Genomic DNA, 25,055 nt, shown 5'->3' on the forward strand with positions numbered 1-25,055 from the left:
AATTTTATTTTACCGAATAAATTTATTATAAAGGAGTAGATAAAGTGGACGTATTAAAGAACCGGAATTTCCTCTTACTATTTTTAGGGAGAATTTTTACAAACATAGGAGATAGTTTGTATTATGTAGCCGCGATGTGGCTCGTATATAAACTTAGTGGCAATCCTTTTTATTCTGGATTAGCTGGTTTTCTTACGTTATTACCTTCTGCATTACAATTTCTTACTGGGCCGTTTGTTGATAGATGGTCGATAAAAAACACACTCGTAATGACACAAATTTTACAATGCATTCTTATATTAATCATCCCTATTACACACTACTTCAATCTACTAACAGTTCAACTACTACTCATCATTATGCCAATCGTAGCCTTTATCGAACAATTCGCCTATCCCGCACAGTCAAAAGCTTTACCTCTTCTACTGAATAAAACACAATTATTAAAAGGAAATTCACTCTTCTCGTTTGCTTATCAAGGCATTGATTTAATTTGCACGACTCTTTCAGGAATATTAGTAGCACTACTTGGCGCAATCACTTTATATGTGATCGATTCTTTCACATTCGCGATTACTGCGCTTTTATTTATCTCGTTGAAATTACCAAAACAAGCAGAAACCAATACAGACCTCTCTTCTGAAGACAATACATCATTTTCGGTTAAGCAATATTTCTCTGAATTAAAAGAAGGCTTTTCAATCGTCTTTCGTTCTTTAATGAGAGTATTCTTAATCGGTTCCATTGTCGCTAATTTTTCAATCGGTATGACGATGGCGATACTCCCTTCTTTCGCTGATTCTTTAGGGGGTGTGAAATTATACGGCTTCTTTTTAGCCGCTATATCAGCCGGTAGTTTAATTGGAGCACTATTCAGTTCATGGGTTGGTAAACGTAATGTTGGCCGTGTCTCTATTATTAGCTTTGCGGCTGGCGCTTTCTTTTGGTTTCTTTCTACGATTGTACCGTTTCAATGGTTATCTATTTTTTTATTCGGCTTAGCTTGGATACCAATTGGTGCGATCAACGTGTTATTTGCGACGATTAGTCAAATGGCAACTCCAAATCAATATCTTGGACGCATCAATTCAGTCATGCGAAGTATGGGTACAATCGCTATGCCGTTTGGTTCTTTAATTGGTGGATATACTGCAAATGTCTATAGTAGCCAACTCATTTTCGCACTCGCTAGCATCGGTATTTTATTTATTTCTATAGTATGGCTACTTCATCCGAAATTACGTTCATTACCGAAAGCTAATGAAATTACAGCGGATACTTTTGGGGTTCGATTTAAGGAAGAACGTGCGAAGGATGCAGCTTTATAACAAAAAGAAAAGAGTATCTAATCAGGAAATGAAATTATATCGGCGATTTTTGAAATATATCGACCGTAACTCAATTTATATCAGCGATTTTTCGATTATACCGATTTACCGACAAAAACGACAACAAAAAAGAAGAGGCAGTTCCAAAAACAGCCTCTTCCTTTTCATTTATTTAGGAAGCTCAACCCGAACAGTCGTCCCTTCCCCCTTCGTACTATATACCGAAACCTTTCCATTATGCAGTTCAACGATCTTCTGTACAATAGATAATCCTAAACCACTACCTTCTATATTTCTCGTTCTTGCTGTATCTACTTTATAAAAACGATCAAATATACGGTCCATTTCTTCTTTTTCCATACCGATTCCGTTATCTGATATAGAGATCATTACGCTAGATTCTAATTCTTCTACAACAAATTCAACGGTCCCACCATCGTTTGAAAACTTAATGCTATTCGTAAAAATATTGCTCCATACTTGATGAAGTAAGTTTTCATCGCCTTTTATGACGATGTCCGGCACGTCAAATTCAACGGCTATATCTTTCTCACGCCACTTCCATTCTAGCATAAAAATGACGTCTTTAATTTGCTTTTGTAGATGGAATTCTTTTATTTGTAGAACCTTTTCTTCTTTATCTAAAGAAGCTAGCGTCAGCAATTGTTTACAAAGATTAGACATTCGCTTACTTTCGCCCTCAATAATTTTCAAGTAACGTTTTCTTTCATCTTCACTCATATTCTCCGATTGTAACGTTTTCGAAAAACCTTGTATCGACGAAAGTGGCGATTGGAATTCATGAGAAACGTTAGAAACGAACTCTTGTCTCATTTGGTCTAATTCTTTTATACTTTTCGTCATCTTTTGAAAATTAGTTGCTAGCGTACCAATTTCATCTTTTCGATTTTCATCTAATTCGATATCATATTCACCACTTGCAATCTTTTTGGTAGCTTTCGTAAATGTTCGAATTGGACGAACGATATAACCTGCTGCAATCGCTATAAAAATGATACTTAATACAACGATAAAACCGAGTAGTACCGCTAGAAAAATTCTCATCTCACCAAATTGTTGCTGAATGTCAGGACGGATGAATAGAGCATACTGTTTATCACCATGTTTTAATGGGACACCTACACTATTAATTAATTCATTATCGAAAAACCCTGTAATAAACAAGCGGGTTGGATATGTGGAAACGCCATTAAATGTTTCACCTTGCAATACTTTATGAACTGTATCATCACTAATAGTTATCTTACGAAACGCATTCCCAATACGCTTTCCATTCTTTTGATCATCTACAATATAAATTTCATATCCTAATTTCGCAATAGATTGTAAGTATGCCTCTTTATTTTCTTCACTTTGCTTTTCATATAATGATTTGACTTCTTCAGCATACTTTAAAATCTTTTCACTATTATAAGGCTTTAACTTCACTTGATAATATACATTCGTTAATAAAAAGCCAATTATACTACTAAGTAGCATAATGCCAACTGTCATAAAAACAAATCTAGAATACAGTGATTTCATCTTATTTCAACTCCAACTTATAACCGAGTCCACGTACTGTTTTAATTTGAAAATCATCTGTTCGTTTTGAGAAACGATCTCTAAGTCGTTTCACATGAACGTCAACTGTCCGTTCATCCCCTTCAAAGTCCATTCCCCACACTAACTCAATTAATTCTTCTCTCGAAAATGTTCTTCCAGGATAACTAGCAAGCTGCGATAATAATTCGAATTCCTTTAATGGAAGCAAAATCGTCTGACCGTTACACTTCACTTCAAATCCTTTTCGATCAATTGTCGTTCCGTGCAATGTAATAATGTCGGCACTAAGCATTTGATAACGACGCAATAAAGCTTTCATACGGAAAATTACTTCAGCTGGCTCAAATGGTTTTACAATATAATCGTCAGTACCAGAAATGAATCCTTTTTCTTTATCAACTAACTGATCTTTTGCAGTTAATAAAATAACAGGTATATCATGATACTTTCGAATTTCTTCGCATAACGTATAGCCATCAATAAACGGCATCATAATATCCACTATCGCAAGGTGAATATTTTCTTTCTCTAATATGGACTGTGCTACCTTTCCATCTTCAGCCTCAAAAACTTTAAACCCCTCTTTTTGTACATGGTAATGTAATAACTCTCTAATATGTTTGTCATCATCAGCTAATAAAATATGTATCATTTTCATTAAACCCTCTCTTGTTCATCCTTCTACATTCTTACATTAAGAAAGAATTGGACTTTTTGCAAGAAAAAGAAAAACAAAATGCTATGACACGGTTGTTTGGAATACAGTTGGATTAGTATGGTAATGTAGCTTTGGAATAAAGATTGATAAATACTACCCAACAAGCAAACATTTTACGATAAAGTAAAACTTTAATCAGAGGGGGGCCATCCCCCTCTGATTATTAGCCCACAACAATCGGGCTTTTACGGGCAGTTAATCTCCTACCTAACTTCCTCACATGTGCCGAATTTTGAGGTGGGAGTCTTACTGCCCGCAAATAGCGGGATAAATAAAAAGAATCTATTTTGAAAAAAGATTGATCAAAATAGATTCTCATACTTTCGCATTAAGATATATTTTTATAAACAAATTCTAACTCTTTTTAAGTAGCCTCTTATTAAGCCTTAGAAATATCAACAAATCCTTCCCCAAACACATCACGAACATCGTGTATAGCGATGAAAGCACTCGGATCAGTAGATTGAACAATCCGTTTTAACTTCATTACTTCTTGCTTATTAATAACAATATAAAGAATGTCCTTCGGGGTTTTTGTGTAATAACCATGACCTGAGTATACGGTAACCCCTCTGTCCATTAAGGTAGTCACCTGTTCGGCAATTTCATTCGGTTTATCAGAAATAATCGTAATGGCCTTTTTCGGATTCAAACCTTCGATTACAAATTCCATCACTTTTGTTCCTACATATAACATAATAATTGTCAGCATCAGCTTTTCTGCACCAATGATGAAATAAGATGAAAAAGCAACTATTAAATCGAAAAACAACAGACCATAGCTAATGCTCCATCCTAAATACTTATGCGTCATCCTTGCTAAGATGGTAGTACCCGCTGTTGTTCCGCCAACACGAATGATTAGACCAATCCCGCATCCTATAAATACCCCTCCAAAAATGGCATTTACCAGCATTTCATTCGAAGCAATATTCCAGCCTTCTGTCAGATGAAGAAAAAGCGAGTTGGTAACTACAGCAATAATCGTATAAATTGTTGTTACCTTATTCAAAAATTTGTAGCCAACTATTAACAAAATCGCATTTAAAATTAAGTTGACTAAGCCTGGTGACCATTCAAATAAATAGTAGGTAATAATCGTGATACCCGTTACCCCTCCTTCACCGAACTCGTTCGGGATAACAAACAAATTCACACCTAACGCAAAAAGGAATGCACCAATAATAATAAAAATAATGTCTGTGGTTCTTTTTTTCATACAGTACCTCACTTCTTATAAAAATATTTATTCAGGCATAAACTCTCACCATTATATCGTGGAATATTCAAACCGAACAGTGGTTTGTTTTTATTTTAATATAAGATAACAAATCAACTTTATCCTATATTCACATGTAATTAAAAAAGTAAAACGACTTTATTTATTATGTACTACAAATAAAATTTTGATTTCACATACAATTCACGCTAAAAAATGAATATGAACACTCACTCGCACAAACTTCGAATAAAAAACAAATAGGCGAAGCCATAGAAATAGACTTCGCATCAAGCATTTGATCACAGAGATTTATATGAAATTTTATACCTGCTTATACCTCAGTATTGATTTCTATTTCAGTTTGTAGATTTCTATTACTATCCTCACTAATTCCAACTGATATCCTCTTAATTGGCTTCTACCTTCCGTCTCCCCACACTTATTAATGTAGATTCAAAATAAAGTTTAATCAAAATGGATTCTTCTCCAGCAGATTTAAGTTTATTTTTTATAAACATGCTATGTTCAAAAAGATACTTGCTATTGTATTTTATATTCATAAATTCCAGAAATAGATTTACTTATCTTTCTCCATATATTCTTTAATCTTTCGTTCTTCCCACTCTTTTCCGAATATCCCAAATGGAAAAGTTGTCAAACCGTGTATAAGGAGACCGATCCCCCAACCTCCAAGTGGATATAAAAACCATAATTCACTTGAATCAGAGCTTACATTTATTAAAAAAAGCATCAAATTAACTAGTATATAGACCGTTAAATGAATGTAAAACGCTTTTAAATTCTCCATCCTTTTTTTAGCTCGTAAATAAATCTCATCTCGCTCCACCCTTAAACACCTCTTTCAATATTGTATTTTTTCACATTCACTCCAGTGTTAACATCATATTCTAATCGAAAATCCCTTATTCTCAAAAAAAATACAAAACAAAAAAGTACCCATCAAATTGTCATACACATGATAATTTGGTGGGTACTTCATGATACTTTAGTTTTTACATTTATTATTTGGAGTAAATTGCAAATAACGACTTATACTCGCCTTATTAAGACCAGATCCACACATCATCATTATTTTCAAAATTGTTCTTTGCCTCATAAACTTTTTCGATATGATCAACTGTGTTCCAGTTAATAGAACTTCCGCCCCAACCTACATACTTCATATTAATTTTCACTTTCTCACCCATATTAAACACTTGTCCCTTTGTTAAGAAAACATCAATAATATCTTTCTTCCCATTTACCGATGGATACTCAACTACGACATATTTAGTAGAACCGACTCCCTCATCTTCCATCGTTCCTACTTTTGATACTTCTCCAATCACATAATCAGGTGAGCCATCTTCTTTCATGTGCATACCTAACTTGTTTGTTGTATTTTCAACTGTAGTCGCAACCATATATTCTGTAAAATTACGCATCATAGATCCAGTAGCTTTTACTTCGTCTCCTACTTTCACATTTGAAAGCGAATCAATATAAACGCTAACAGGTTCCTCATATTGCTTAGATTTCACAACAATCACACCATTATCTACTTCTACTACTCGTCCTTCTAACGTAGAGAAATTCGATTCAATAGAAGCAGCACTCGCTTTTGTTATTTCCAATCCTGGTAAATTCGTTCCTGATAATGCTGCGATACCTAAAGCACCAGCTAAGATTATTTTTTTCATACCCATTGTGTAACATCTCCATTCATGATGATTTTATTTGTTTGATTGGATACGACCAACCTGTAACTATTATAGTTACATGTAAGAAAAATAACAACTACCTTTCCTATGCAATCTTGCATATCACAATTCTTAAGTATAAGGATCGATTCTCATTTGTTTCAATTAATCTTAAGTGCTAAGGGGCAACTGCTTATCAATAATCTATCTGCATAGACATGCAATTTTTTCTAAAATAAAAGGGCCCTTTTAAGAACAATTAGTGGTTTTTTATCGAAAATCATTTTTAGAAAATTCAAAATTAAAGAAGGTTTTACAAAATATTACACAGAATTATTTATCAATCGTAATTTGACAGGTAACTTTTTATTACGATTTGTTTTATTCTGCCTAATTCATGTAGGCAGACACAAATAAAAAAACAAAAAAAGGAGAGGTAAGAATTGAAGAGAAAAATTGGTACAACTGTTGTAGGGTTATCCGTACTTGGTTTTGGTATTTTTGGTGTAAACATTGGGGATGGCGGAGTTGTTAAGGCTGCACATGGCGATACTCTTGCTCCTAAATTAGAAGCAGATGGCAATACAGGTGGGGCTCCAAAACAAGAAGGTCATGAACATTTCCCCGCTTCTAAATTAGATTCACATGGTGATTCATGGGCTCCTGCTTTCAATAAAGGGGATACTCCTGCTCCTAAATCGGAAGCTCATGGTGATACTATATAACACAAAAACCCTAGATCTCCGCTAGGGTTTTCTCATTTTTATCTATGATACATCTCAAACAAACTTTCTCAACTTTTATTCCAGCAATGTACATGTGGCATCATATTTATAGGATTCTACAGTGGAGCGGTGTCCCTGCATACGCTGAACATGGTACAGGTATCTAATTTACCCAAAAAGGAAACTACTACGGTTTTAAATTATCCGTATTTCTTTTTAAAGAAAACCATTTCACGCGACAAAACGTATGTATACGTATGATTTACAATGTGATACACTGTACCCGAGAGAAATCTCCAATACATATGTGGTTTTCAAGTCTAAAAAATACACCTATTAACTAAGTGTATTTTTGTTTCCAACGCTTTTCTTTCTTCTCAGTCTCTTCATGACTTCCCATTTTTCAGTGGTATATATACTTCTGGGTTATAGTCATGCAACATGCGAAACGGATTATTCTTCCAAAAATTATGTAAAGGTGTTGATAACCCATTTGCAAGATGTAACATTCATGAAGCAAACTCCTTTCAAAGTTTCTCCCATCGAATTATTACATCTTTTTCATTTGACCCCTCAGCCTAATGATTAAAGAATTATTCCTGAAAAACTTCCCTTTAACACTTCTTTTTCAAGTTGGTTCATACATGTAAACGCCGCAGTAATTTTTGTACGATTTTTTTCATCTGGTTCAAATTGTTCAATCATTACGTCACAACGAATCGTATCACCGCTAAAAACAGGACGTAAAAATTCAAAATCCATTTTACGAGCCAATACATTATAATCACCACCAACTTTTGTAGGCAGTGTTGATGTTAAAAGACCTTGTACAACAAATCGCCCTTGTTCATCTGGTGTAACATGATGAATTCCCTCATCCTTAGATACCTCCGTAAATAAGACAACATCCTCTTTTGTAAAAGTTCGCTCAAAGGTAATTTTTTCGCCTACTTGTAATGCCATCAATCTTCCTCCTCAAAAATATTCTCGAATACACAGTTAACTAAAATAATGTTTCATTTGGTAAATAAGAAAACCCGAAATTCAAAATCATTTCGGGTTTTAAAAACTACAGAAGTCTATTTTTCTATATTTACTTTAACGAATGAATAAACAACCCACTGCGAAGTTTCGGTTCAAACCACGTTGATTTCGGTGGCATAACTTCTCCGGCATCTGCAATCGCTAATAAATCTTCCATTGATGTCGGATATAATGCGAATGCTACTGTATAATCACCGCTATTAACGAGACGCTCTAGTTCTTCTAACCCGCGTATTCCACCGACGAAATCAATGCGTGAATCCGAGCGTGGATCATGTATTTCAAGTACTTGACTTAATAAATGATCTTGTAAAATAGATACATCTAAACGTCTAACAAGATCATTCGCATCAAATGTTTCCTCTTTCACAGTGAGCTTATACCATTTCTCGTTTACATACATTCCAAATGATTTTGACTCATTTGGTTTATATGGAGAAACAGTTGCTTCTTCCACATAAAAATATTGCGCAATTTGCTTTAAAAATTGTTCTACTGATAAACCATTTAAATCTTTCACAACACGATTATAATCCCAAATAGATAGTTCATCATGAGGGAATAAAACAGATAGGAAGAAATTAAATTCCTCTTCCCCTGTATAATTCGGATATTGTTCTCTTCGCATTAGCCCAACTTTTGCCGCTGATGCCGAGCGATGATGCCCATCCGCAATATAAAGATTAGGAATCTCTTCAAATGCTGCTACTAATTTCGCAATCGCATCTTCATCTACAATCTTCCATGCTACATGCTCGACTCCGTCTTCTGCCGTAAATTTATAAATTGGTGCATGTTCCTCTTTCCAACTTGCAATAAATTGCGTCACTTCTTCTTTTGTACGATACGTTAAGAAGATAGGACCTGTATTTGCGTCACACACATCTACGTGGCGAATACGATCTTGTTCTTTTTCATGGCGTGTTCGCTCATGTTTTTTAATTGTATCATCCTCATACTCATCAATTGATGTACAAACAACAAGCCCAGACTGTGTTCTACCTTGCATCGTAAGTTGATAAATATACAGTGCTGGCTCCTCATCTTGAATGAATACTTCTTCTCGTATAAAGCGTTGTAAATTCTCACTCGCTTTTTCGTATACACTACTATCATACGGTGAAATCTCCGGGTCTAAATCAATTTCTGCTTTATCAATGTGTAAGAAAGAATATGGATTTCCCTTTACAACTTCTCTCGCCTCTTCACTATTTAATACATCGTAAGGTAAAGCTGCAACTTGCACTGCTTTTTCTTCTACTGGACGGATGGCCCGAAACGGTCGGATTTTTGCCAAGTTTATCTCTCCTTTACACAATCATTCGAACGGCTACAACACCTGTAATTTTTCTTATATTCTCAACAATGTTTTCTTTTATTATATCATCAATTCCATTATCAATATCAATCATTGTGTATGCCCATGAATGCTTACTACGATTAATCATATCAGCAATATTAATATGATGTTCTGCTAAGCACCCTGTAATTTGTCCTACCATGTTCGGAACATTTTCATGCATAATCGTAATTCTTTTCTTTCCAATGTACGGAAGTTCTACGTTTGGATAATTTACTGAATTACGAATATTACCTGTCTCTAAATATTCACGTAATTGGCGTGCAGCCATTACCGCACAATTTTCTTCAGACTCAGACGTAGATGCACCAAGATGAGGAGTCGCTATTACATTTTTCATCTTTATAACATTTTCATTTGGGAAATCCGTTACGTATTGTTTAATAATCTCTTCATCTAGCGCTTTTCGAAGAGCTGTTTCATCAACTAGTTCTCCTCTTGAGAAATTGAATAAACGCATCCCTTTTTTCATTGTTTCTATAGCGTGTTCACCAATAATCCCCTTCGTTTGATTCGTAAGAGGAATATGTAATGTAATATAATCACATGTTGCAAAAATTTCATCTAAGCTAAATGCTCTTTGCACCTGCGTAGAAAGGCGCCATGCTGTTTCAACTGATATATATGGATCATATCCGACAACGTCCATACCTAAAGATAACGCATCATTTGCAACGAGGGCACCAATTGCACCAAGGCCGATAACCCCTAAACGTTTCCCTGCAATCTCTGATCCAACGAATTGTTTTTTCCCAGCTTCAACAAGTTGTGGTACTTCTTCCCCGTCTAATCCTTTCGTCCAGCTCACTCCGTTTATAATATTACGTGAAGACATAATAAGACTTGCGATAATAAGTTCCTTTACTGCATTCGCATTAGCTCCTGGCGTGTTAAACACCACAATTCCCTTTTCCGTACAACGCTCTACTGGAATATTATTTACACCTGCACCAGCTCTTGCAATCGCCTTTAAATCTGCTGAAAACTCCTCTTGATGTAAAGAATAACTGCGAAGTAACATACCATCTGGGTGCGCTACTTCATCTCCTATTTCATAGCGATTTCCATCAAAAATTTGCAAACCCTTTTCCGCAATTTGATTTAACGTTTGAACACGAAACATATCCCCATCTCCCTATCTATTCTCAAGCTCAAATTCCTTCATATAATCTACTAATTTTTGTACACCTTCAATTGGCATTGCATTGTAAATACTAGCGCGCATACCTCCGACTGATCGGTGGCCTTTCAACGTAACAAGTCCATGACCTTTTGCTCTTTGTAAAAACTGTTCATTAAGCTCTTCTGACGGTGTTGTAAATGGAATATTCATAAGTGATCGATACGTAGGATCAACAGGTGAAGTGAATAATTGGGATTCATCTAAAAAACTATAAAGAAGTGACGCTTTCTTTCTATTTTGTTCTTCAATCGCAGATACCCCGCCTTGTTCTTTCAACCACTCTAGTACAAGTTTCGTTACGTAAATACTAAAGGATGGCGGCGTATTATATAAGGAGTTATTTTTACTGTAAGTTTCATAGTTTAACATCGTAGGACAAGAGCTATTTGCACGGCCAATCAAGTCTCTTTTTATAATTGCAATCGTTAAACCAGCTGGCCCTAAATTCTTTTGCGCACCCGCATATATAAGACCAAATTTCGTAACATCATATTGCTCTGATAAAATATTTGAGGACATATCCGCAACGAGCGGAATCATTTCTACATGCGGTAACTCCACATACTTTGTCCCTTCAATTGTATTATTCGTTGTAATATGTACATAATCTAGTTCTAAATCATTATTTAAAACATCTATTGTAGGAATGGCTGAAAACTTCTCTTTTTCAGAAGAAGCAATTATTTGCACTTCCCCTACTTTCTCTGCCTCTTGCAGTGCCTTTTTAGACCATGAGCCTGTCAGTACGTACCCAGCTCTTTTATACGTACTCATTAAATTTAACGGTATCATAGAGAACTGTAATGACGCACCACCTTGTAAAAATAAAACTTCATAATCATCAGGTATGTTCATTAATTCACGAAGCAAACTACTCGCTTCATCAATAATACTTTGAAAATAAGAAGATCGATGACTCATTTCCATAATAGACATGCCTGTCCCGTTATAATTTACAAGCTCCTTTTGCACCTTCTCTAAAACTGGCAAAGGGAGTATAGATGGTCCTGCTGAAAAATTATACACTCTCTCCATCACCCGGATAACCTCCCTAATTATAATTTTTATTAATTTTAAACTTTCTGAATTATAACCCATATACAATATACGGTCAATTTGTTTTCCATTATTACGGCGTAAGACGCAATGGAATCGCTTGCAGTTACATTGCATTTTTTATAAACATACAAAAAAGTGTTAAGTACATAATCGTACTTAACACTCTAGTAATAAAAGTATAATAGCTACTCGTTCATAAAGAACCGATCAAAAATTTGATAAATAGCTGAAAGACCAAAGAGCCAATAAATGGTATCCACAAGCGCCGGCATAGAACCAAACCACTTCTCAACTACGTTATAATCTAACGCTACAAATAACCAATTCAAACCGCCAAGAATCACCAATATAACTGTAAGGTAAGACAAAAATTTCATTATGATTGCCCCCTAGGTGATAAGATGGTGAAAGGCCTTTCACTAAAAATATATGTAGTAGACTTAAAATCTTGCCTATTTTTTAAAAATTATTTTCTATACCAACCGTTAATAACTGCATCTGCTTCTTTACTATGTATTTGATAAGAATGACTACTGTCATTAGAGCCAATAAACCAAATTGAAAAACCTTTAAAATATGGCTTCGGTTCTAATACCTCTCGGTAAGCACGCCATCCGTTAAGTTGTACATCTTTTGAAAATACATTCGTAACATCTGGATTCCACGGATTTTGCAGTCCAAGTTCACGTGCCGGAACGTTAAATCCACCAAAATAAACTGGCTTTCCTGTTGTTTTATGTAATTGTTCAAGTTGCTGAACGACGTTTTGGCCACGATTATATACTGTCGTCGCAAATAAACTTTGTTTCACTTCTTCGTATGATGGATTTCTTTTTCCTGAAACTTCAAACCAACTATCAATACTTACAATGTCCACCTTTTTTAAATACGGACGATTGATCTTTCCGATAAACTTCGCTTCATAAGATGGATCCCAACTTGCAGTTAACCACCAGTTCATCTGATACAAAATATTTCCTTTATACTGCTGACGAACAAAATCGATTGTATCATTCCAGTACCCTTCTGCGTATTCCATATTGACGAAATTAGAAGCGATCTTTAACCCGTAAATATTGTATTTACTTGTAATTGAATTAAAAATATCTTGTAAAACAACCGTTTTCCAATTCCAGAAGAAATCGTTAATATTACTCGGGTTCCACTCCGTTTCTCCAATATTTCCTTGCTGAATATATGGGAACGGTTCCACTATAACTTGTATATTACGCTTTAATAATTCTTGAATTAAAATAATAGCTTGTTTCTTTTGCGCCTGATTGATTACCATATTAGCAGAATTCACATTCGGAATATCAACTTGAATAGGTACATTCACCGTATTTAAATTTAAGCGCTCCACATCTGCTAACACTTTCGCTACATTTCCAACTTCCCACACCGTTACGTTTCCTGACTTAATTTTTCCGGATTGAATAGTATTTACATCCGCCTGTACATTTCCTTGAAAACTAAAAGAAAACAACATAATTAACACTCCTAAAATACTTATTAAACTCTTTCTTTTCTTCACAAGTTCCCCCCTATAATTTTTGGCTTTCTTGATTATTTTATACAAAATTACACATATATTCCATAAGAAAAACAATTCAAAAAAAGAGCGGTTCTCCCGCTCCTTTACAAACCATTCCAACTCAAAATATCCACACATTATTTAGGGACTAAATTTAACACTTTTCCTTCTATCCCATCTGTATTAAGTGTAGTCGTATGATACTCTCCATTCACCCAGTCATCTATTTGATCATGATACCAATCACTTCTAAAATGTCCTGATTGTCCCGGCCCCACTATATGATAACCGTTTGACATATCTTTCGTATCAATGACGAATCTCCAAGAAGCCCCATGATATACAATACCGTTATCTCCGTAACTCGCTGCTTGAACCGTAACTTGACTTCCTCCAATCGGAACTGGTTTCTCACGATTAAATGCGAGTAATGCTAATATGCTAGATGATCTCGAAACTGGATGTGTAAAAGCCAGTTGATGGTAATCGCCCCACTTCCACTCCGCTACATTCGATCCATACTCCTTCTGTAATTTCTTCATTACATTTGCGTACGATGTATGCACAACTTCTGTGAAGCCTCCGTACTTCGTAAACCAAGCGCTATTTTCACCGTTTACTTGCTTACGAATTAATTCATCGACAACTTGTTGTTTCCCTTCAAATAACTCCATCACATCTTTCGGTATTTCTTTTGAAAATAACGTATTAGAAATCTCTTTCATTAACAAATGAAAAATTAATGGGGCTGCTTCATCTTTACTATCGTAAAAATTCCACTTCGTTAACTCTTTCACCCCTTCTTTCTCTACTTCAGTTAAAGCTTTTTTATTTAACTCCTTTAAAAATATAGGTGCAAACTCTTTCCCGTATAAATTTTTTTGATCCATCTGTAATTCTTCTAAATCTTTCACCGTATACTTATCCTTCTCTTGCAAAAATTCTTGAATACGCATTTGCCGATATGGCTGTGCCCACGTATTACTAATATGGTACGGGTAATTATCATCAACAATTTTATTGTTCGCAGTCGAAATAAACCCTTGTTTTGGATTGATTACTTTCGGAAGCTGGTCAAACGGGATATACCCTTCCCATTCATATTCATCTGTCCATCCAGGTACAGGTAGACTACCATCACCTTTTTTACGAATTGGTATATTTCCATTCGCTTTATACGCAATTGTTCCATCGTTTGATGCAAACAAAAAGTTTTGAGTCGGTGTGTGAAAATCTTGAAGGGCAGCTTCAAACTCATTCCAGTTTTTTGCTTTATTCATATTTAAAACTGCCTTTAATTCAGCTGAAGGTTCTAAAGCAGTCCATTTCAGAGCGAATACTGTTTTCGTCTTCTCCTTCCCCTTATCCGCAAATTCCGAAATAACTGGACCATGCCTCGTAATTGTAACGTTATAAGGAATTGTTTTTCCGTCCTTCACTTTAATAGATTCATCAACAACAGTAGCCTTTTCCCACTTATCGTTATACAAAAATTCATTTTCATTATTAGGATTTCGCTTTTCAATATATAAATCTTGTACATCTGGTCCTGTATTCGTAACGCCCCATGCAATTTCCTTATTATGCCCTAGCATAACACCAGGAACACCTGCGAAAATAACTCCACTCACATTTACATCTTTCATTTCTAACTCTGTTTGATACCAAATGGACGGTGTTGCGAGAGAAAGATGCGGATCATCCGCTAAAATAGGCTTACCGGAAGCGCTCTTCTCACCACTCACAACCCAGTTATTACTCCCATTAAACTCTGGCGGAATAACCGTCTTTGAAAAACTTTGCGCTACATTCACATTTGTATTTTTTAGTTCAGCTAGTAATCTAGGTGCATCTTTCGGATATGTAGGAAATAGCTCATTTGCTTGCTCTTTCGGAAGATTTTTCAGCGCCCAATATCGAAATGCTTGCCCGTGCCAATGCCCTCCTAAATCAAAGGCCATATACTTTCCAATCGTTAAAGAATCAACGATTGACCATTCAGCAGGTTCATAACCTAATAGAGTAAACTCAACTGGCAATTTCTTTTCCTCTTTTGCCTCACGTATAAAGGCATTCACCCCATCGGCAAATGACTGTAAAGCGTATTTCGCTTCCCCATCATATTGACTTACAGAAGCTTCTGCCGCTCGCCGTAAACCAAGTGTTCGAAACAACTTATCCCTATCAACAGCCGCTTCACCAACAACTTCACTTAACATCCCGGAAGCTTGTCTTCTACTTAAATCCATTTGAAACAAACGATCTTGCGCTTGTACATATCCTTGCGAAAAATATAAATCATGTGCATTTTCCGCTTTAATATGAGGTACCCCTTTACTATCTCGCTTCACCGCAACAGCATGTTGTAAATCCTCAAGTTTTATCGTTCCATCAATCTTCGGCATAGATTTCAGCGTATATACGTTCAAAAAAATCGCAGCGCAAATAATCAATAAAAGAACGATACTACTAGACCAAATAAAAATTCTCTTACCTCTAGTTCGCTTCTTCTTTATAACAACTTCCATATAACCCCTCCTTTCTCAAACTATTCGCTTCTATTACGTAAGAACCTTTAAGAAAAAGAAAGAAACCATACTTGCTCCTGCTATGGATCATACAAACTGAATAATTCTCTCTTACGCACTACATCCTTTACTTCACTGAACTTTACACATCCTTCCCTATACCAATTCCTCAAAATCCCCTTTACATAAGCAAGCGTTCTTTTTTCATTTTCAAACGCAATTTTAAGTGCCTCTAGTACTGTATCTCCTGAAATCCTTTGCATCCATTCCTTTAATTCCTTCACAATATATGGGGATAAACTACTAATATTTTGTTCGTAAAACTTGTAAACTTCACTATGTGAAGTGGCCTCCTCTATTCTTTCTACCGCTTCCACATCTTCCTTCTCTTGAATAACTGCTTGTGAACTACTATTAACCTCTTCTTTTGGCATACCAAAATGCTGCAGTAATAATGAAATCTTGCATTCTTCTTCAAGACATTTACGTAAAAACATATGTATGAACTCTTTACTTTTCACCGTTTTCAGCTCACGTAATACACATTTCTCTACGTTCGTATTTAAAATAGGATTATAGCGTAGCCAATTTATAATGAATAACTCTTTCGTTTCCGCATTATATAAAATCTTCCCGTATTCAACAAACCGGTTCAATAGCTTCTCAACAGTCTCCATACTGTAACCAGTTTCTAACTCTGCTAAACGCTTCGGTAATATGTAAATACCACATTGCTTCGTTTTCGTACCAGTTAACAAATATATGTAAAAATAACGCTCTTCTGGCGTTAAATCTAAGATGAATTCATCTTGCCAAAACTTCACCTGCATATTACGGTACACCGCCATATGTTTCCCTCCTCCCTTTATTAGCAAATAGGAAAATTCCAATCCTTCAATATAAATATAGGGATGAGCAAACGGTTTTGGCATTCGAATTTCAAATTTTTTTACTACTACGACGACGGTTTATTTTTTTCCGCGCTTTTTTGTTCTTGTAGTTGTTTTTGTTTTGTTTTTTCTTAGTGATTTATTACTTGGTAGGTGCTTATGAGGGGCTTGGAAGGGGCTTATATAGTGTTGTTATTCCCATCTAATAATTCTAGATTAGATTGAAATGTAATCTCCTATCTGATTTCTAATTACATATGTCCCGAGCAATCTTCATACATTGCAGTCAACCATTATTATTCACCTGCTCATTTTTACCCGAAAGCAAAAAGCACTTATTGCCTTCATAGACAATTCAGTGCTTTAAAATTGAAAGTTTATAGATAATAGTGTCTATAATTGACACAGTCGATTGAAATACAATTCTAGTACATTTATTTGAGTAACGATAATAAGATAGATACCGAATTATCTACAACTGAACGTTCTGGACGAGATTTCATTAACACTGTTAATCCAATTAATGAAGTGACTAGCGTTTGTGCTAATGCTTTAGCATTCACATCACTTTGCAGTTCTCCAGACTGAATACCTTTAGCGATTAATTCTTGAAATATAACCGAAAGATACATTTGATGTTCTCTAGTCAACACTTCAAATTTTTCATTATGAGGAGCAAGCTCTACCATCGTATTAATACAAAAACAGCCTTTATTTGATTCTTTTTTATATTCCTCTTCCACCATATTTTCAAAAAATGTACGAATGGCCTCTTTTACAGATTGTTCTTTTTGAAGTTTTGTTCGAATACTAGTCGCGTGTAAATTCGTGTATCTCCGTAATGCAGCTTCAAACAAACCCTCTTTATCACCAAAGGCTGAATATAAACTCGGTTTTTGTATTCCCATTTTAGCAGTTAGATCACTTAATGAAGTAGCAGCGTATCCTTTTTCCCAAAAAAGTTGCATAGCAGCATCCAAAGCTTTTTCTTCATCAAATTCGCGTAGTCGAGCCATTTAACCTCTCCTCTTTCTTCAACTGTTTTCTAAATTATAAATCACCATTTTATGTACCAATCAGTATATTATATATCGTATTAAATTATAAATAATATGTCAAAAGAAACTGAAATCATTTTACAATTCACTTGACATATTAACTTCTCCCTGATTATATTTTACTTACGAAATAACATACCGTTCGGTACGTTATTTTTAAAAATACAAAAGGAGATAATGTTATGAATGCTAAAGGAAAAATGACAACTGCTCTTACTCAGAATAATGATCAGTTCCAATCACCTATCAATACAATCATGCCTCGCTATATAACTCTATTATTTTCAATAGCTTGCGGGATGGCTGTAGCGAATATATACTTCGCTCATCCTCTACTTGATTCTTTATCAAATGAGTTTAAAATTAACCATTCAACTATCGGTGTCGTTATTACGATTACTCAAGTTTGTTATGCACTCGGATTACTTTTATTAGTTCCACTTGGTGATTTGTTAAACACAAAGAGACTCATTATTGTTCAAATGCTTTTATCCGTTATCGCTTTAATTGTGGTCGGAGTCGCTCCTTCAAGTACCGTACTTTTTATAGGTATGGCCTTAGTCGGAATTCTTGCGACTGTTACACAGACACTCGTCGCATATGCATCCATTTTATCTAACCCAACAGAACGTGGGCGAATTGTAGGTTTCGTTACGAGTGGTGTCGTAATAGGAATTCTCCTTGCACGTACATTTGCCGGAACATTAACAGATCTAGCTGGATGGCGTTCCGTTTATCTTACCTCTGCTGTACTTATGCTCTTCGTAATTGGTTTGTTGTATCGTAATTTACCTAATCTTGAACATAAAAAAACAGCTATGACCTATCGTAATTTATTACGTTCCGTTCTCTTATTATTTGTAGAAGAAAGGATCTTACGTATTCGTGGAATATTAGCATTGCTCATTTTTACTTCCTTCAGTATTTTATGGACTTCATTAGTTTTACCTCTAAGTGCTTCACCATATAATCTATCACATACTGCTATCGGAGCATTTGGTCTTGCTGGAGTCGCTGGTGCATTAGCTGCCACTAAGGCCGGGCAACTTGCTGATCGCGGATTAAGGGAACGAACTACTGGCATAGCTTTAACTTTATTATTACTTTCATGGTTCCTAATTAAATCTATTAACCACTCTCTATTAATACTAGTTATCGGCGTTATCCTTTTAGATTTAGCTGTGCAAGCCGTACATGTCACGAACCAAAGTATACTTTTCACAGTGCGTCCTGAAGCAAGAAGTCGCCTCACTGCTAGTTACATGATTTTTTATTCTATTGGTAGTGCTACAGGTGCAATTCTTTCAACAATCATTTATGCAAGCTACGGATGGAACGGAGTATGTATATTAGGTGCATCCGTTAGTGCTTGTGCTCTATTATTTTGGGCAATGACCTTACGACGATCATCATAAATAAAAGAAGAATAATTCATTTGTGCGTTTTTTTATAAGTGTTTTTCTACAAGACTATAAAATAGTATTCACTTTTTAAAATAAATCAACGGCATTTTCATATTAAAAATGCCGTTGATTCCAAATTTTTATGTATGCGATTCGCCATTTCATGAAAGTAGATTATATACTAGCGAAATACATCTATTACAAATTACCTTTAACTTTTCCGACAATCTCGTTTATCGTATTTCGATCTAGCTTGTCACTAATTTCGTATGGCTCACGATCTCCTACGAATTGCACGCCTACGATATCATTACGATTCTTACCATATTGCACTTCAATAATAGATCCATGCTCTAGTTGTTTCCAAATGTAACCTGCTTCATCCTTATTGTCTAAAACAATACAATCCTCAATATTTTCATTAATTCCAATTAACATGTTATCGTCAATATACCCAATCTCGTATTGTTGACGTTCTTTCGCTTTGCCGCTTACTAATATACCCGCGTTACCATATGAGTAATCCATATAGTCCTTTTGCTCCGTTTGTACCGCTTTCGGCTCTTTTGCTTCAGTTTTTTCAGCAGTGCCACAACCCGCAATAAGACCGATTGGCATAACCGCAGTTAATACTACTCTAGTAAATTTCTTTATCATTTATAAACAACCTCACATACTTAAATTAAGGACTAGACCATTTAAACCTAGTCCCTACATAACTTTAACTTTGCTTCACATACTTAATTGTATTGAATGACGTCTCATTAAATAATTGCAAGTTCTTCCCATCATAATCTTGAACTTTATATGCTATTTTCTTTTTTTGAATTGTATCTTCTACACCGTCTACTAAACGTTTATTGAGATGTAAATAGATTGTAAAAGCTTCCTTATCATACTCCCAAGTTCCTTCAATATAATTCTTCTTATTTGGATACTCACCTTTTCCATACGTTTCAAATGTCTTATCACCTTTTAGTATGAGTGACATATTGAAACCGTCTGTTCCTTGGAATCCCCAGTTACCGATTAATTCCGTACCATCTTTCACATTCTTCATAACGTTATCCGTGTTGATTCCAGCTTTCTTATCTAACTCTTTTATATCCTTAATAGATACTGTACCATCACCAATTTTAATATCCCCTTCAAGATCTTTGAATGCTTTAAGCCAGTAAACATCGCCTTCTTTCACTAGCTTTTCTGATTTCTCGATTAACTCCTTATCGGTCTTTTCACCTTTTTCTCGTTTTTCCTTTCGGGTGAATACTTCATTTATTAAAGCAAACGACTCTCTAAAATAACCAATTGCTTTTTCAAAATCCTTTTGTTGAGTTACATACTCTTTCGGTGGATCTATCGACTCGAATTTATCTAACACTTTATTTAATTCTTTCACGCTATCTACTATGTCTGATTTCTTTTTCTTACCGTCAAATACCTCTCTTGTAATATTGTTATGCTCCGCAAACAACTTATCAAACTCTACCCCTAATTTATACACTTTATTAGGATAATCTTCCTTCGAAACTTTTTCTTTCTTAATATTAGACTTCGATTCTTTTACTTTAGACTCTTCTGTTTTCTCCTGTTTAGAAGTGTTTGTTTTCTCAGAAACTCCACAACCAAATAACAACATAACTGGAACTGCTACCCCTAGTAGTTTCTTGGCGTTCATGAATAATTTCTCCTTTTGTTTGAATAATTAACTATTCATTCGTACTATACTCATCCTCTATCTTTATCTTGCAATTAAAGTTATAACCGCAATAACGCCTAGAATCGGCCCCCAATATTCCATTTTTATAAAAAATAGTGAGTGCCTTTTGTTAAACATAACTTTTTCACCAGTTTCAGCATCTATATAAATTTTCCCACTTGGTTTATTAATATATTTTCCTAAATACCAAGACATAAGCCCTGATATAATAAACATTACTGCCATTGGCCAACTATGTTCTTGAAAATATGTAACGTCTCCCGTTATAGATTCAAAGAAAACCTTCCCCAAAAGAGTATTAATAATTACAATAATTGCGACTAAAAAACCCCAACCAGACCAAATAATCATTTGTTTCTCCTCCTAAAGCATACAACTTTGTACCTTATGTTAATTGGAACTACACACGAACATACCTACTTTTCTGAATATACAGACACTAAAAATTACACTTAACTTATATTCATCAATTAGATTCTAACTTTAATGTTCTAAATGCAAATGAACCAGACATAATTTGTAATATTGTTGGAATAAGCAAAAAGAATAATGACATAAATAACGTAACTATAGGAACCACAATCATACAAACTCCATAAACTTTATTATTAACCTTGTTTACTAAACACGCTAAAACGAATAACCCTATTTGAACCGCCAAAATAATAGAGTAATAAGCTAAAAGTTTGTAATCAAAACCTTCCATAATATTAATGGCTACAACTATTAATATTATGGAAATAATCATTCCCAAAATGCCACCCATTAAACCTAGTACGAATTCAGGCGTTCTTTTCAATACGATCCCCCCTTCTATTAACCATTAACCATCTGTATATTTTTCCCATTCACCATCATACCAAATATTCATTGGAAAAACTATACATATAATTTTTTTATTCTTCCTTACCTTACTGTGATTTTCTCACAATTATAGATAGCTTGTAGCAGTTAAAAAATCAAAGTCTTCAAAATCACTAACCGAATTGTCATACTGAAAATTATAAATTAAAACAATAGAATTATAGGGTTTCCCTAATTTAACTCCTTCCTTAATTCTAGAAAGTATTTCATCATCATATGAACATCCCGCTAATAACACAGAAATATCATCACTCGTTTCTTCTAACACTTCCTTCTCGATAAAATCATCATCTACATCTATCATATCAATATTAAAATCAACAAAAAACTTTGCTGGTATAGAGTCTCCCTCTTCATCATACGTAACATCCATATATGCATCTAACTGATCTTGCGTTTTCATATTACCTAACCATATTGAAACCATTCCATGTACTTCCATTATTAGCATCCTCCTTTATTAAAATATTATACTCTCTCATTCAACCTACGCTTTAAATACTCAGCAATTTTCATTTCTCCTCTTTCAACAGCGAATGTATAAGCATCCATATCTTTCATATTATTACCGGAGTATTTTATCGTTATATCTATACCATTCATAACTAGTAATTTAACGATTTCAAAATGACCACTATATATTGCAGCAAACAGAGGATTTCGATCCGGCTCACTAGTATCCATTTCAACATGATGTTTAATGAGATACTCTGCAATATGTAAATATCCTTTTGTAGCCGCTCTTTCAAGGGCATTTGTAGAAAAAGTCCCACCCTTTGCATGAATATCTATCCCTGAATTGATTAAGTACTCTATTATTTCTAAATGTCCATGAGCTGTCGCTACATGTAACCACGTACCAAATGGCGTCACATACGATAACATCTCCGGCTCTTTCCCAAGTAGAGCTCTTAACATGTCCAATTGACCACTCTTTATGGAATCTCTCATTATTTTCGCAATTTGAGTCTTATCCATTCTACTTCTCCTTTAATTCTTATCTTGTAGAACTAACTTTATATGTTATCGACTAATTTAAAACTCATGATTTTTACCATTCACTTTTTTCTATATTATACCATTCTCCCAATTAGCTCTGGCTTCATTTACAATAAAATGCACTTCATTTTATTCAAACATCAGGCCGAATGTTGGGGGATTATTGAAAGTAGACATACCTCTAGAATACAATTAGTATTAACATTGAGAAGTATGAAAGACTTAAAAAATACAAACTTGATAATTACAATTAAAATGGTCTTTATATTAAGGAAGGAAGTGCACAGCTATGGATTTTAAAACAGTTATGCAAGAACTTGAATCCCTCGGTAAAGAGCGAACGAAAAAAATATACATATCTAATGGTGCGCACGAACCGGTTTTTGGCGTAGCTACAGGGGCTATGAAACCGATCGCTAAGAAAATAAAATTAAATCAAGAGTTAGCTGAAGAACTTTATTCCACAGGCAACTACGATGCTATGTACTTTGCAGGTATTATTGCAGATCCAAAAGCTATGAATGAGTCGGATTTTAATCGTTGGATAGATGAGGCTTATTTTTATATGCTTTCTGATTATGTAGTAGCAGTAACTTTATCAGAATCAGATATTGCACAAGACGTTGCCGATAAATGGATTGCAAGTGGGGACGAGCTGAGAATGTCAGCAGGCTGGAGCTGTTACTGCTGGCTTTTAGGGAATCGCAAAGACAATGAATTTTCCGAAAGCAAAATTTCCGCTATGCTTGAAATTGTGAAAAATACAATTCATGATTCGCCAGAACGAACAAAATCCGCTATGAATAATTTTCTAAACACTGTGGCAATTTCATATGTGCCACTACACGAAAAGGCAGTCGAGACAGCAAAAGAAGTTGGTATAGTAGAAGTAAAACGTGACAACAAAAAAAGCAGTTTGCTAAATGCTCACGAAAGTATTCAGAAAGAACTTGATAGAGGAAGACTTGGTTTCAAACGTAAATATGTAAGATGTTAAAAGTATAAAGGTGTCAATCTAGGAAAGATTGACACCTTTTTGTGGAAATTACTGAACTGGCGGTACTGAAAGTTAAAGATAACCAATCATTCATTTCCCTTAGTACATCTTATACTTCTTCTTTCAATTTATATACCCTATCTCTTTTCTCATCATTTTTGATAAAAGTAAGCTTTCCTTCTGTCACAAAACCTTCTAATATTAAGCATACTTGTCCATATGCTTTCGGCTTATTCGTTGTAAATCTTTCATCTGATATTTTACCAGATCGTATTAATTCTTCGCATAGCTCTAATGCACTTATTTCTTCAGAATTAAATAATCCCAATATATCTTTTTGCAGTGGCGATAAAGGTACTGGTATCTCAGCTACCTCCACCTTTTCTTTTTCTTCTTCAAATAAATCTTCAAATGAAATTTGATTCATTACATCTTTTCCTTCCTAACAATGGATTTGTATAACATGAACTGAATTCTATATGTACTGGAACCTTTTAATTTAGTTATTGTCATGAATTCCTTATCTCATTACATGAATTCCATAAACTATGCACATCGTTTCAAGTAGTATGTTTCGATTATACCAAATATACGTTCTACTATCTATTGTAGAGTTCTTTATAGCAGAAATGAAAGTAGTAGTGAACATTATCTTATTTATTAGTTGCATACAACATGTAACCAATTGAACTACTCACCACTTAACATCCTCACGGACTGTTTGAAGTGGGAGATTCCTAAGTACGGAAACCTAACGGTTTCTAATTCATTAGGCTATCCCCGTAGTTCCTACGGTTAAGAGACGAATTACTTCGTTTCTAAGATTGAGCGCTGCATTTCGATCTCTATCGTGATGTGCGCCACAAGAAGGGCAATCCCACTCACGAATTGTTAGATTTTTAACGTCTTTGTTTTTGTATTCATAATTGGAACATAATTGACTAGAAGCAAATGTTTTAGATACCATAACAACTTGTTTGCCATACCATTTTGCTTTATATTCCAACATAGTTCGAAATTGTGACCAAGATACTTCACTAATCGCTTTTGCAAGCTTTCTATTTTTGAGCATGTTACTGATTTGTAAGTCTTCCATACCGATAACATCGTGGTTTTTGATGATTTCAGTAGAAAGTTTATGTAAGTAATCAGCTCTT

The 25,055-nt window shown here is 34.8% G+C and carries 26 protein-coding genes; 4 read left to right on the top strand and 22 right to left on the bottom strand.

Annotated features, from left to right (window positions below):
- Nucleotides 1-44: 44 nt before the first annotated feature.
- Nucleotides 45-1,328 carry an MFS transporter gene (locus BAU28_RS15130; protein ID WP_071718996.1) on the top strand — a complete coding sequence of 428 codons (1,284 nt, stop codon included), beginning with the start codon at nt 45-47 and terminating at the stop codon, nt 1,326-1,328.
- Between the two features lie 168 nt (nt 1,329-1,496).
- Here BAU28_RS15130 and BAU28_RS15135 read toward each other — a convergent pair whose 3' ends face one another.
- From BAU28_RS15135 to BAU28_RS15160, 5 genes are all read right to left on the bottom strand, one after another.
- Nucleotides 1,497-2,873, bottom strand: coding sequence for a sensor histidine kinase (locus tag BAU28_RS15135; RefSeq protein WP_071718997.1), 1,377 nt, complete (start codon nt 2,871-2,873; stop codon nt 1,497-1,499).
- A gap of 1 nt (nt 2,874) precedes the next feature.
- Complete coding sequence (locus tag BAU28_RS15140; protein ID WP_025148624.1) at nt 2,875-3,552, bottom strand: response regulator transcription factor; 678 nt, start codon at nt 3,550-3,552, stop codon at nt 2,875-2,877.
- A gap of 439 nt (nt 3,553-3,991) precedes the next feature.
- Nucleotides 3,992-4,831: a YitT family protein gene (locus tag BAU28_RS15145; RefSeq protein ID WP_071718998.1), complete on the bottom strand. Its 840-nt coding sequence runs from the start codon at nt 4,829-4,831 to the stop codon at nt 3,992-3,994.
- Between the two features lie 580 nt (nt 4,832-5,411).
- Nucleotides 5,412-5,681 carry a 2TM domain-containing protein gene (locus BAU28_RS15155; protein WP_048373060.1) on the bottom strand — a complete coding sequence of 90 codons (270 nt, stop codon included), beginning with the start codon at nt 5,679-5,681 and terminating at the stop codon, nt 5,412-5,414.
- 217 nt (nt 5,682-5,898) lie between these two features.
- The gene (locus tag BAU28_RS15160) at nt 5,899-6,540 is read right to left on the bottom strand and encodes an ATP F0F1 synthase subunit alpha (RefSeq protein ID WP_071718999.1); all 642 of its coding nucleotides are present in this window, start codon (nt 6,538-6,540) and stop codon (nt 5,899-5,901) included.
- Nucleotides 6,541-6,977: 437 nt separating this feature from the next.
- Between BAU28_RS15160 and BAU28_RS15165 the strand changes: the two genes are divergently transcribed.
- A complete protein-coding gene (locus BAU28_RS15165; protein WP_071719000.1) occupies nt 6,978-7,259 on the top strand; it encodes a hypothetical protein in 282 nt (93 codons plus the stop codon).
- Between the two features lie 585 nt (nt 7,260-7,844).
- On the opposite strand, the gene BAU28_RS15170 is transcribed toward BAU28_RS15165, so the two are convergent.
- From BAU28_RS15170 to BAU28_RS15210, 9 genes are all read right to left on the bottom strand, one after another.
- Nucleotides 7,845-8,222 (bottom strand): hotdog family protein, encoded by a 378-nt coding sequence (locus BAU28_RS15170; RefSeq protein WP_071719001.1) that lies wholly within the window; start codon nt 8,220-8,222, stop codon nt 7,845-7,847.
- Between the two features lie 130 nt (nt 8,223-8,352).
- A complete protein-coding gene (locus tag BAU28_RS15175) occupies nt 8,353-9,600 on the bottom strand; it encodes a DUF1015 domain-containing protein (RefSeq protein WP_071719002.1) in 1,248 nt (415 codons plus the stop codon).
- 13 nt (nt 9,601-9,613) lie between these two features.
- The gene (locus BAU28_RS15180; RefSeq protein ID WP_048373072.1) at nt 9,614-10,786 is read right to left on the bottom strand and encodes a phosphoglycerate dehydrogenase; all 1,173 of its coding nucleotides are present in this window, start codon (nt 10,784-10,786) and stop codon (nt 9,614-9,616) included.
- 12 nt (nt 10,787-10,798) lie between these two features.
- Complete coding sequence (gene serC, locus BAU28_RS15185; protein ID WP_048373074.1) at nt 10,799-11,881, bottom strand: 3-phosphoserine/phosphohydroxythreonine transaminase; 1,083 nt, start codon at nt 11,879-11,881, stop codon at nt 10,799-10,801.
- Between the two features lie 209 nt (nt 11,882-12,090).
- Nucleotides 12,091-12,282 carry a DUF378 domain-containing protein gene (locus BAU28_RS15190; RefSeq protein ID WP_002172636.1) on the bottom strand — a complete coding sequence of 64 codons (192 nt, stop codon included), beginning with the start codon at nt 12,280-12,282 and terminating at the stop codon, nt 12,091-12,093.
- 89 nt (nt 12,283-12,371) lie between these two features.
- Nucleotides 12,372-13,439, bottom strand: coding sequence for a glycoside hydrolase family 113 (locus BAU28_RS15195; protein WP_071719003.1), 1,068 nt, complete (start codon nt 13,437-13,439; stop codon nt 12,372-12,374).
- A gap of 137 nt (nt 13,440-13,576) precedes the next feature.
- Complete coding sequence (locus BAU28_RS15200; protein ID WP_071719004.1) at nt 13,577-15,967, bottom strand: penicillin acylase family protein; 2,391 nt, start codon at nt 15,965-15,967, stop codon at nt 13,577-13,579.
- An 80-nt stretch (nt 15,968-16,047) separates the two neighbouring features.
- Nucleotides 16,048-16,899, bottom strand: a complete 852-nt coding sequence (locus tag BAU28_RS15205; protein ID WP_116500370.1) for a DnaD domain-containing protein — start codon at nt 16,897-16,899, stop codon at nt 16,048-16,050.
- A 392-nt stretch (nt 16,900-17,291) separates the two neighbouring features.
- Entirely contained in the window at nt 17,292-17,873 is a 582-nt protein-coding gene (locus tag BAU28_RS15210; protein WP_025148632.1) for a TetR/AcrR family transcriptional regulator, read from the bottom strand.
- 224 nt (nt 17,874-18,097) lie between these two features.
- Between BAU28_RS15210 and BAU28_RS15215 the strand changes: the two genes are divergently transcribed.
- Nucleotides 18,098-19,330, top strand: coding sequence for an MFS transporter (locus BAU28_RS15215; RefSeq protein WP_071719006.1), 1,233 nt, complete (start codon nt 18,098-18,100; stop codon nt 19,328-19,330).
- 186 nt (nt 19,331-19,516) lie between these two features.
- On the opposite strand, the gene BAU28_RS15220 is transcribed toward BAU28_RS15215, so the two are convergent.
- The 6 genes from BAU28_RS15220 to BAU28_RS15245 form a co-directional block, all read right to left on the bottom strand.
- Complete coding sequence (locus BAU28_RS15220; RefSeq protein WP_071719007.1) at nt 19,517-19,975, bottom strand: hypothetical protein; 459 nt, start codon at nt 19,973-19,975, stop codon at nt 19,517-19,519.
- Between the two features lie 64 nt (nt 19,976-20,039).
- Nucleotides 20,040-20,996 carry a DUF3994 domain-containing protein gene (locus BAU28_RS15225; protein ID WP_071719008.1) on the bottom strand — a complete coding sequence of 319 codons (957 nt, stop codon included), beginning with the start codon at nt 20,994-20,996 and terminating at the stop codon, nt 20,040-20,042.
- Nucleotides 20,997-21,059: 63 nt separating this feature from the next.
- Nucleotides 21,060-21,389, bottom strand: a complete 330-nt coding sequence (locus BAU28_RS15230) for a hypothetical protein (RefSeq protein WP_071719009.1) — start codon at nt 21,387-21,389, stop codon at nt 21,060-21,062.
- 115 nt (nt 21,390-21,504) lie between these two features.
- Nucleotides 21,505-21,837 carry a DUF4064 domain-containing protein gene (locus tag BAU28_RS15235; RefSeq protein WP_071719010.1) on the bottom strand — a complete coding sequence of 111 codons (333 nt, stop codon included), beginning with the start codon at nt 21,835-21,837 and terminating at the stop codon, nt 21,505-21,507.
- 132 nt (nt 21,838-21,969) lie between these two features.
- Nucleotides 21,970-22,344, bottom strand: a complete 375-nt coding sequence (locus tag BAU28_RS15240) for an immunity 22 family protein (protein WP_071719011.1) — start codon at nt 22,342-22,344, stop codon at nt 21,970-21,972.
- Between the two features lie 26 nt (nt 22,345-22,370).
- Nucleotides 22,371-22,880: an ankyrin repeat domain-containing protein gene (locus tag BAU28_RS15245; RefSeq protein ID WP_071719012.1), complete on the bottom strand. Its 510-nt coding sequence runs from the start codon at nt 22,878-22,880 to the stop codon at nt 22,371-22,373.
- A gap of 310 nt (nt 22,881-23,190) precedes the next feature.
- Here BAU28_RS15245 and BAU28_RS15250 point away from each other — a divergent pair, with 310 nt between their 5' ends.
- Nucleotides 23,191-23,898 carry a DNA alkylation repair protein gene (locus tag BAU28_RS15250; RefSeq protein WP_071719013.1) on the top strand — a complete coding sequence of 236 codons (708 nt, stop codon included), beginning with the start codon at nt 23,191-23,193 and terminating at the stop codon, nt 23,896-23,898.
- A 109-nt stretch (nt 23,899-24,007) separates the two neighbouring features.
- Here the strand turns inward: BAU28_RS15250 and BAU28_RS15255 are convergent, their stop codons facing one another.
- Nucleotides 24,008-24,325 carry a DUF3895 domain-containing protein gene (locus tag BAU28_RS15255; RefSeq protein WP_071719014.1) on the bottom strand — a complete coding sequence of 106 codons (318 nt, stop codon included), beginning with the start codon at nt 24,323-24,325 and terminating at the stop codon, nt 24,008-24,010.
- A gap of 342 nt (nt 24,326-24,667) precedes the next feature.
- On the bottom strand, nt 24,668-25,055 hold a 388-nt coding region (locus BAU28_RS15260; RefSeq protein WP_165615165.1), incomplete at its 5' end, for an RNA-guided endonuclease TnpB family protein.

The sequence above is a fragment of the Bacillus paramycoides genome (assembly GCF_001884235.1).
GTDB classification, from domain to species: domain Bacteria; phylum Bacillota; class Bacilli; order Bacillales; family Bacillaceae_G; genus Bacillus_A; species Bacillus_A paramycoides.